This window comes from Pacificoceanicola niger (assembly GCF_048553275.1).
Classification (GTDB): Bacteria; Pseudomonadota; Alphaproteobacteria; order Rhodobacterales; family Rhodobacteraceae; genus Pacificoceanicola.
The window spans coordinates 23,592-30,989 of record NZ_JBLZMW010000002.1 but is presented as its reverse complement, the minus strand read 5'-3'; the positions used below and the strand labels follow the sequence as shown (position 1 = coordinate 30,989).

The window sequence follows — 7,398 nt, the reverse complement described above, 5'->3', positions numbered from 1 at the left end:
CAGGACTTCCTGCGCGCCGCCACTGGCGTTGACGAACATGAATTTGGATGTGTCACTGTCGCAGGTGAAGAACAGGTTCTCGAACCGTGTCAAAAGGAACGTGTTGGGGTTGTAGCAGAGGTAATCATCACCGTCGTAAGCGAAGTGGATCGTGGTCGCCGCTCCGTCTCCGCGATATGTGACACCCATACGGCGCGTCACACCGGACACCGCGTCCATGAGGCTCCGCGCCGAGTTGATGATATACTCGCCGCCCGGAAAGTAGATGCTGTTTGGCGAGGCCGGATTACTTGGGTTCATGACCGATGTGATTTGGTTTTTCACGGTCGCTGTGAAGGCCGCTTTGATGGCTGCGCTGTCGTCGGTAGAACCATCCCCCTTCGCGCCAAATGCTTTGACATTGTACCCGTTCTCTCCAGGGAGGACGTAAAATTTTTTTCCAGCAGCGTTTTCGACATGATGATCCTTCGCATCATCTGCTGCGACCAGCCAAACACAGCTGGGCGACACGGATTGAATCTTATCTCCCTCATCGAAGTTCAAGCCTGTCTCTTCAAGCAGCTCGGAAGGGCTCTGAACTATATTTTCAATCACCGCTTCCACGGCCAGACCCCATGCACGGATCTGATCTTTCTTGGGGTTGTACGCCGCGTCTTCCGGCAAACCATCATCATTCGGGCCATTCAGGGCGCGCCAAATCGCGACCGCGCCTCCATGTGGGAAGACCATGCTCTACACCTCTTTTTTTTGAGAAAGCTATGCAATCGTGGCCGTGACCGGCCCCGCGTCCGTTTCGGACGGGTTGACGGACACGTCGATGGACCGCGCAGTCCAGTTGAAGGTGCCGGTGCCGCAGACATCGGTGATCGAGATCGCCGTGCCCGGATCGGCGTAGCTCGTGGCAATGAGCACGGCATCCCGGTAAATCTGCGTCTTCCAGAGCGTGGCCGCGGCGGCAGCGGTCAGCTCGACCAGCGCCGCGCCGCCCCCGGCGTCCGTGACCGCAAGGACGCTTGGTGGCGCGGGCGCTGTGGTCGAGGCAGCGGCAACCACGTCCTCGACAACCACCTCGTCCCCGATCACCCCGCCCGGTGTCTCGAAGGCAACCGAGACGTCATAGATACCGCCCTCGGTCAGCCCCGGCATCTGCACCGACGTCACATCGGCGGTCACCGCAACCCCCTTCCAGCCGCCCGATCCCGCGCCCCGGTAATGGACCACAGGCGTCAGGGCGCTGCTTGGCGGAGCCTGCCAGCCGATGGAGATCCCGGCGACGAATGTGTTGGCCGAGACCTGCACCCCGGCCCCGCCCGCCACCACGTTCTGCGGAACCGGCACCCCTGCGGAGGTCTGCGGCTCCGGCAGCTCCTGAACCTGCCCCTGCTCCGCCAGCGCCAGATTGTACGCCGCCGGATCGACCTTGCGCAGCACCAGCGCGACCGAGCGCAGCAGCGCCTTCTCGAAGCTGAGCGCGTGGCGCGAGACCTCAAAGTAGCCGGACAGCCCAAGCTGCGGCACATCGACCGCGATAGTGTCCTCGTAGATCGCTGGCAGCGCCTTCGGCTTGCAAAGCAACGTGACGATCTGGCGCGGGTTGTCGCGCTCGGTGTGGATCTTCATGCACTGCCGCGCCTGCCGGTGAGACGGGCACAGGATCAGCGGCTTGTCCGGACCGGGCCGGACCTCGCGATCTTCGGCCACGCGGGTGGCGTCCAGCCACGGCTCCGCATCGACCTCGACAAACCCGAGGTCCTGCGCGTTGAACCGCGCGGGCAGTTCGTTGTAGCGATCGAGCATGTCCGGCCCCGGGCTGACCTCCTGCACTTCGAGGATGTCCGCAAAGCCGAGCGTGAACTCCGGCGCGGTCCAGGCCCCGACTTTGAGCCGCACCTTGCCATTCGGCTTGAGCCGGATGCGTCCGGCGCAGGCGGCGAGCATGCGGCCCAGCACGTCCTGCGGACGCTCGTTCAGCATGTAGGACCCGCCAATCCGGTACAGCTTCTCCGTGCCCCCGGCGGCAAGCGCCACGTCGCGGTCGCAGATGTCCGCCTCGGTGATGATGTCTTCCTCATCGAAGACATCTGGCCGGTTGAATCCATGCGGCAGAGCCACATATTCCCGGATCGCCAGCGCCATGTTCTCGGTGAAGGCGCTGGTCTCGGTGCGCGGGTCATAGCAGGCGGCGGTCTCCGCCTTGACCTTCACGGACGGCTCCCCGAACGGAAAGCTCTTGCGCTGCTTGCTCGCCGCCACGGACTGCGCCCGGATCATCGTGGTCCAGAGGCCGTCGAGACGGTGGTCCGTGGTCCACTCCGGCCAAATCGCCGTGATCTCCGAATAGGCGGTACTCGGGGCTGATCCGTCACGGCTCAGCAGCCGGACGCGCGGTTGGAGCACGGAGCCAAAAGTGGTGTTGTTGCGGACCATGTACGGCGGATCGTCGGCGTTGATGTCCCCGTTCCCGTCGAGCAGCACCGGCGTGCCGTCGAGCTGGTATTCTAGGACTCGGCTGATCTGTCCGTGCCCGTGTACGATCACGCGATAAGACGTCCCGCTTTCGGCGCGGTGAAATACGATGCTACCGCCGACCAGAACCTTGCCGAAGTGCCCGAACCTCGGGCCGGTGGCGTTCTTCGTGTTGAGCTGGATGTTGTCCGGCTTGGCCTGATCCGGCACCTTCGGCGCGGTCAGGGCACTGAGCGCCAAAGACCCCGCGATGTTGATCGCAATGCCCGCCCAGGTCAGAGACCCTGCCGCAGTGACAAGCGCGACCGAGCCGCCGACGCCAAAGACGCCTGGCAAGAGAAACCCTAGCGCTTGCGGCATGACCACCCCCGCAGAACCGTGAAGTCATCCGCGAGCCGCAGGCCGCGCTCCATCCGCAGCACCGCCCGACCGTCGAGGATCAAGCCGCACAGCGTCCGGCCATCGTGCCGCAGCACCGCCACCCCGTCGCCGTCGAGGTCAGGCAGGCGGGTCATGCGCGGCGAGATCAGGTTCAGAAGATTGCCAGCCGCCATGATGATCCGATGGCATCCGACGCGGGTGCTGTAGGTGCCGCGCAGGTCACCCGCCGGATCGAAACCGGTCTCGTAGCGCACCGCAGAGGCGCACCAGAGCGCACAATCGTTGACACCCCACTCGAACGGCTCCGAGCGGGTCAGGGCGATGAAATCGGCGAGCATTACCAGTCCGTCCAGGTGATCAGCTTGTTCGACTCGGTCACGAACTGCAGGCCCTCGTCCGTGGGGTAGCGCCGTTTCTGGTCGAAGTAGGTCAGCATGCCGTAGGTCGGCACGCCCTTGCGGGCCATGAAGCTCTCCGTGGTGAGGCTGACGATGGCCCCGCCGCGCGGAAACGACACGGTCAGCTTGTCCATGATCCCGATGTCGAGCGCGAAGGGATGTCCGGCAGGCCCGCCCGTGTCCGGGTCGAAGAGCTGGGCATACAGCCCCGCGTCCCGCGCCCGGTACTCCGACACTTCACCCACCATCGTCACTAGCTCCGCCGCCCAGTTCGCCGCGTCGATCATCTCGTTCGGCATGCCGAGCTGGTACTCCCTGAACGGCGCAAGCTCATTATCGCCGCCGGATATCTCCGGCAGGCCCACCAGAAGACCGCTTCCCGCACCCCAGACCCTTCCCCATTTCAGATCCGTGAACGGCACGTTGCGATTGCACAGCAGCAGCGGCTCCGTCGCGAAATCGAGGTGCAGCAGCACGGACATCTGCACCGCGCCGCCAGACAGTAGCGCCATGACCTGGTCACGGTACTCCGCAGGCTGCGCCTTGATAAACTCGATCATCGCTCGAACGCCTCGGTCACCATGACCCGAAGGTTCTCGGAGAACCGCCCGTACTGCTGGAACACCCGCCAGCCGGCGTCATCGCGCAGCCGCACAAGCACGGTCGGATTGGAGACCTCGACCTCTGCCCCCTCCGGAACCGCTTCGCGCAGCGGCGGGTTGAAGGTGACCAAACCATCCGTGTTCGCCTCGACCCGGTGGAGGAAATCGTTGATCGAAAAGAACGCACCCACCGCGAGGGACCGCCCGAGGTAGCCGTCGAGCTGGATCTCGGACGCACCCGCCGCGACATCCGCGACGGCGACCGGCTCATCGTGATCCGGCAGCGCAAAGCCTGCACCGTCATCGAAGGACGCCCCATCGGAGAACAGCAGGCTCCCGCGTGCAATGTCATCCGCCGCAATCCCCACCGAGGCCAGGAAGGCCGCTTCATCGCCCTCGAAAACCGCCGTGCCGAAGTTCGGCAGGGTCAGGCGCAGCAGGTTCGCCCGCCCTCGCAACCGATCCCCGATCACCGAGGCGAGCCGTGCCACCGCCGGATTGAGCGGAGGCACTTCGATCTCGGAGACCCAGCGCCGATCCTCGGTGTAGACGATGGTCTCCTTGCCATCGGCACCGGGGCCATAGGAGCTGGTGTCGGTTTCCAGCCAGAACGGCGCATGGCGCAGCGGCACTACGGGCGGCAGGTCGATGATGCGCACCATGGGTCAGCTCCGCCTTTGCGTCTGCTGGATCATGCGGTTGTTCGCCTGCACCACCTGAACGGAGGCGGACCGGCCCGCATCTGCCGCGACAACCCGCAGGTCCTCGCTCGACTCGACCATGACCTGCAGCCGCTGCGGGGATCGCTCGCCGATGGTCTGGCCCGGCTTCGTGACATGCACGGACTCGTTCGGACTTGCCCGGAACGCCACGATCTGGCTGTCGATCCCGCCGACACCGCCGACATCGAACGAGCCGCCGGTCGCGAATCCGGTCAGACCGCTGAACAACCCGCCGATCAGCGCCCCGCCGATGGTGCCGGACCCGCCGAACATGTTGACCAGACCGGCCTGAGCCTGCTGCGCAAGGACCTTGGCCAGCGACTGCGCCACCCCGGAAAGGACTTCCTTGAAGTTCTTGAAGCCCCGGATGCCCTCGCCGATCAGCTTGCCAATTCCCCCAAAGACACTGGACGCCGTGCTGCCGATGCCTTTGAAGGCATTCTCCGCCGCCTTCGCATGGCTCTCGATGCTATCGAGGTTGACGGCGTCCGACATCTTGTCCATCGCGCCGCGCACCAGGCCGGTGCCGCCCTCGATGCCCTTTACAAGGCCGTCAACGATGTAGCCGCCGATCTCCATGAAAACCCGAGACGGAGAATTGATGCCAAGCGGTCGCGTGATCCACTCCGGCAGTTCCCTGGCCAGACTGTAGATGTAATCCACCACGCCCTGCCACTTCTCGGCGATGCCCTGTTTGATCCCGTCGATGATCGCCCTGCCGATGTTCAGCGCAGCCTCGACGACATCGGCCAGCACCTGCCCTAGCGCCGCCAAGAGATCGGCCCCGAACTGCCGGACAACCGCGACGCCGTCCTGAAACGCTGCTCCGAGATCGGAGACCAGTGTCTGCAGGCGGGCGACCATGTCCCGGACACCCTCCGCAACCGCTGCCGCCAGATCCCCGAACAGCACCTGGAAGACGCCAAGGACCATGCTGGCGAAGCTCTGCACGATGCCATGAAACGACAGGAACGCGGTCTGGAAATCGCCGTTCAGCAGCGCCTCGATCCCGGTTCCGAGCAGCCGGAACTGTTCCTGCATCCCGTCGAAAATGACCCGGACAGCCTCAAGGATACGGTCGAACGCGGCTTTCAGACCTTCGAGCGCCGCCTCGATGGCCCCGGTGATCGCCGGGAACTCCTCCTGCAGAGCGCCCCAGTTCACGTAGATCGCAACGCCCGCCGCCGCGATGCCCGCCGCCAGAAGGCCAAGCGGCGAGACCACGGCCATGATCACACCGGCCAGCGGCGCGAGCGCCGTCAGCATCAAACCAACCGCCGCGACGACAGGACCGAGCGCCGCCCCCAGACCGCCCGCGATGACCACGAACTTCTGTGTCTCCGGTGACAGGCCCTGGAATGCCTCCGCCGCGCGTTTCACATAGACGGAAAGGTCCGCGAGGATCGGCAGGATCACCGCGCCGATCTTTTCCGTCGCATCGCCGATGGCGTTCAGGGCCTGCGTGATCTTACCGCTGTCCGTGTTGGCCATGGCTTCCGCCTGACCCTTGTACTGCCGTTCCAGCTCTTCGAGCATCAGGGTCTGGGCACCGGCCACGTCACCGGCCTTGGCCATCGCCTTGATCATCTCCTTCTGCTGCTCGGTGAAGGAGACACCGACCCGGCTCAGGGCACTGAGACCCGCGACCGGATCGTTCAGCGCCTTGCCGAGCATGACGGCAGACGACTGCAGGTCCTGCCCGAGACGCGCCGAGAGATCGAGCGCCGCCTGCTGCGCCCGGGCAAACACATCGCCCGAGATGTTGCCGAAGGTCAGCAAGTTCGCCGTCACTCGGGACAGGATCGCTTCGTCGCCGTATAGCGATTTTTCCTGCAGCGCAGAGGCCATGGCTTCGAGTTGCGACAGGGTGTAACCAGCCCCGTCGCCCATGCTCTCAAGCGCGGTGGAGACGGCGGCAACCGCCCGCTCCTGCTCTCTCTGTGCCGCTACGGACTTGTACGCGAGACCGACCAGCGGAGCCGTCAACGCCGCCGACATCTTCGTGCCGACACTGGTCAACTGCCGCCCGGTCTGCTGCATCGACCGGCGGAACGCGGCCACCCGCTTCTGCGCCGACCCGACGCCGTCCTCGAAGGCGGCGCTGTCCATCCCGAGAACGACGCGCAGTGCGCCGATGATCGCATTTGCCATCTACTGCATCCTTCCCCCGAACGCGGCATTGAGCATCAGCGCCAGCGCCTTCTGGTCTTCCCAGTTTTGCCGCTTGCGCTGGACCTTGGCCGAGCTGACCTTCCGGAACTCCGGAAACTTCTCCGGCTTGTGAAACCCGATCATCGTCAGGCGGGCGGTCTGCCAGGCCCCGACCTCAAGGAACAACCGCTCCCGCTCGATCCGCTTGGCAGCGCCCGCCATAACGATGGCGATTTCCCGCAGGGTCAGACCCCAGAACCGCTCCGGGTCCTGCCCCGCCTCGACCCATCCTTCCAGAAGGGACGCCCAGTTCAGGACGTCCCCTTGGTCTTTTTTCCCTTCGCGCCGTCGCCCGGCGCGTCCGGCTTGGGCATGCTGTCGGCGACGGCCTGTCCGGTGAGTTCCATCGCCTGCGCGATCCCGCCAAGCGCGGTGATCAGCGCCCCGGCACCGCGCAGGTCAATGTCTGGATGATGCTCCTGCAACCCGGCCCAGAACAGCAGCCGCACATCGCGAAAGCTGATGTCCTCGCCCGCCGCCTCGATCCGTTTCAGGAATGCCAGGACACCGCACCCGACAGCGTCCTCCAACTCACACATCCCGTTCGCCGTGAAATGCAGCGACCAGGTCTTGCCATCGGCCTCGAAATCATGCCGCCCGCGAATCCTGTTCGACATG

The 7,398-nt window shown here is 64.8% G+C and carries 8 protein-coding genes; all 8 read right to left on the bottom strand.

The window, feature by feature from the left end; all coding sequences use genetic code 11:
* Positions 1 to 729 (bottom strand): glycosyl hydrolase family 28-related protein (locus ACN2XU_RS02770; RefSeq protein ID WP_419408872.1); only part of this gene is annotated, 729 nt, incomplete at its 3' end.
* Positions 730 to 756: 27 nt separating this feature from the next.
* Entirely contained in the window at positions 757 to 2,826 is a 2,070-nt protein-coding gene (locus ACN2XU_RS02765) for a fibronectin type III domain-containing protein (RefSeq protein WP_419408871.1), read from the bottom strand.
* Entirely contained in the window at positions 2,811 to 3,185 is a 375-nt protein-coding gene (locus ACN2XU_RS02760) for a DUF6950 family protein (RefSeq protein ID WP_419408870.1), read from the bottom strand. The genes ACN2XU_RS02765 and ACN2XU_RS02760 overlap by 16 nt, the downstream gene beginning before the upstream one ends.
* The gene (locus ACN2XU_RS02755; RefSeq protein ID WP_419408869.1) at positions 3,185 to 3,805 is read right to left on the bottom strand and encodes a hypothetical protein; all 621 of its coding nucleotides are present in this window, start codon (positions 3,803 to 3,805) and stop codon (positions 3,185 to 3,187) included. Before ACN2XU_RS02755 ends, ACN2XU_RS02760 begins: the two co-directional genes overlap by 1 nt.
* Positions 3,802 to 4,509 (bottom strand): hypothetical protein, encoded by a 708-nt coding sequence (locus tag ACN2XU_RS02750; RefSeq protein ID WP_419408868.1) that lies wholly within the window; start codon positions 4,507 to 4,509, stop codon positions 3,802 to 3,804. The genes ACN2XU_RS02755 and ACN2XU_RS02750 overlap by 4 nt, the downstream gene beginning before the upstream one ends.
* A gap of 3 nt (positions 4,510 to 4,512) precedes the next feature.
* A complete protein-coding gene (locus tag ACN2XU_RS02745) occupies positions 4,513 to 6,720 on the bottom strand; it encodes a phage tail length tape measure family protein (RefSeq protein WP_419408867.1) in 2,208 nt (735 codons plus the stop codon).
* Positions 6,721 to 6,942 carry a hypothetical protein gene (locus ACN2XU_RS02740; RefSeq protein WP_419408866.1) on the bottom strand — a complete coding sequence of 74 codons (222 nt, stop codon included), beginning with the start codon at positions 6,940 to 6,942 and terminating at the stop codon, positions 6,721 to 6,723.
* Positions 6,943 to 7,031: 89 nt separating this feature from the next.
* Positions 7,032 to 7,397 carry a GTA-gp10 family protein gene (locus tag ACN2XU_RS02735; RefSeq protein WP_419408865.1) on the bottom strand — a complete coding sequence of 122 codons (366 nt, stop codon included), beginning with the start codon at positions 7,395 to 7,397 and terminating at the stop codon, positions 7,032 to 7,034.
* Position 7,398 lies beyond the last annotated feature (1 nt).

What these genes read in the sequence shown, in the direction of transcription:
- ACN2XU_RS02765 (WP_419408871.1), bottom strand. Translation starts at nt 2,826, where the DNA reads ATGCCGCAAGCGCTAGGGTTTCTCTTGCCAGGCGTCTTTGGCGTCGGC.
- ACN2XU_RS02760 (WP_419408870.1), bottom strand. Translation starts at nt 3,185, where the DNA reads ATGCTCGCCGATTTCATCGCCCTGACCCGCTCGGAGCCGTTCGAGTGG.
- ACN2XU_RS02755 (WP_419408869.1), bottom strand. Translation starts at nt 3,805, where the DNA reads ATGATCGAGTTTATCAAGGCGCAGCCTGCGGAGTACCGTGACCAGGTC.
- ACN2XU_RS02750 (WP_419408868.1), bottom strand. Translation starts at nt 4,509, where the DNA reads ATGGTGCGCATCATCGACCTGCCGCCCGTAGTGCCGCTGCGCCATGCG.
- ACN2XU_RS02745 (WP_419408867.1), bottom strand. Translation starts at nt 6,720, where the DNA reads ATGGCAAATGCGATCATCGGCGCACTGCGCGTCGTTCTCGGGATGGAC.
- ACN2XU_RS02740 (WP_419408866.1), bottom strand. Translation starts at nt 6,942, where the DNA reads ATGGCGGGCGCTGCCAAGCGGATCGAGCGGGAGCGGTTGTTCCTTGAG.
- ACN2XU_RS02735 (WP_419408865.1), bottom strand. Translation starts at nt 7,397, where the DNA reads ATGTCGAACAGGATTCGCGGGCGGCATGATTTCGAGGCCGATGGCAAG.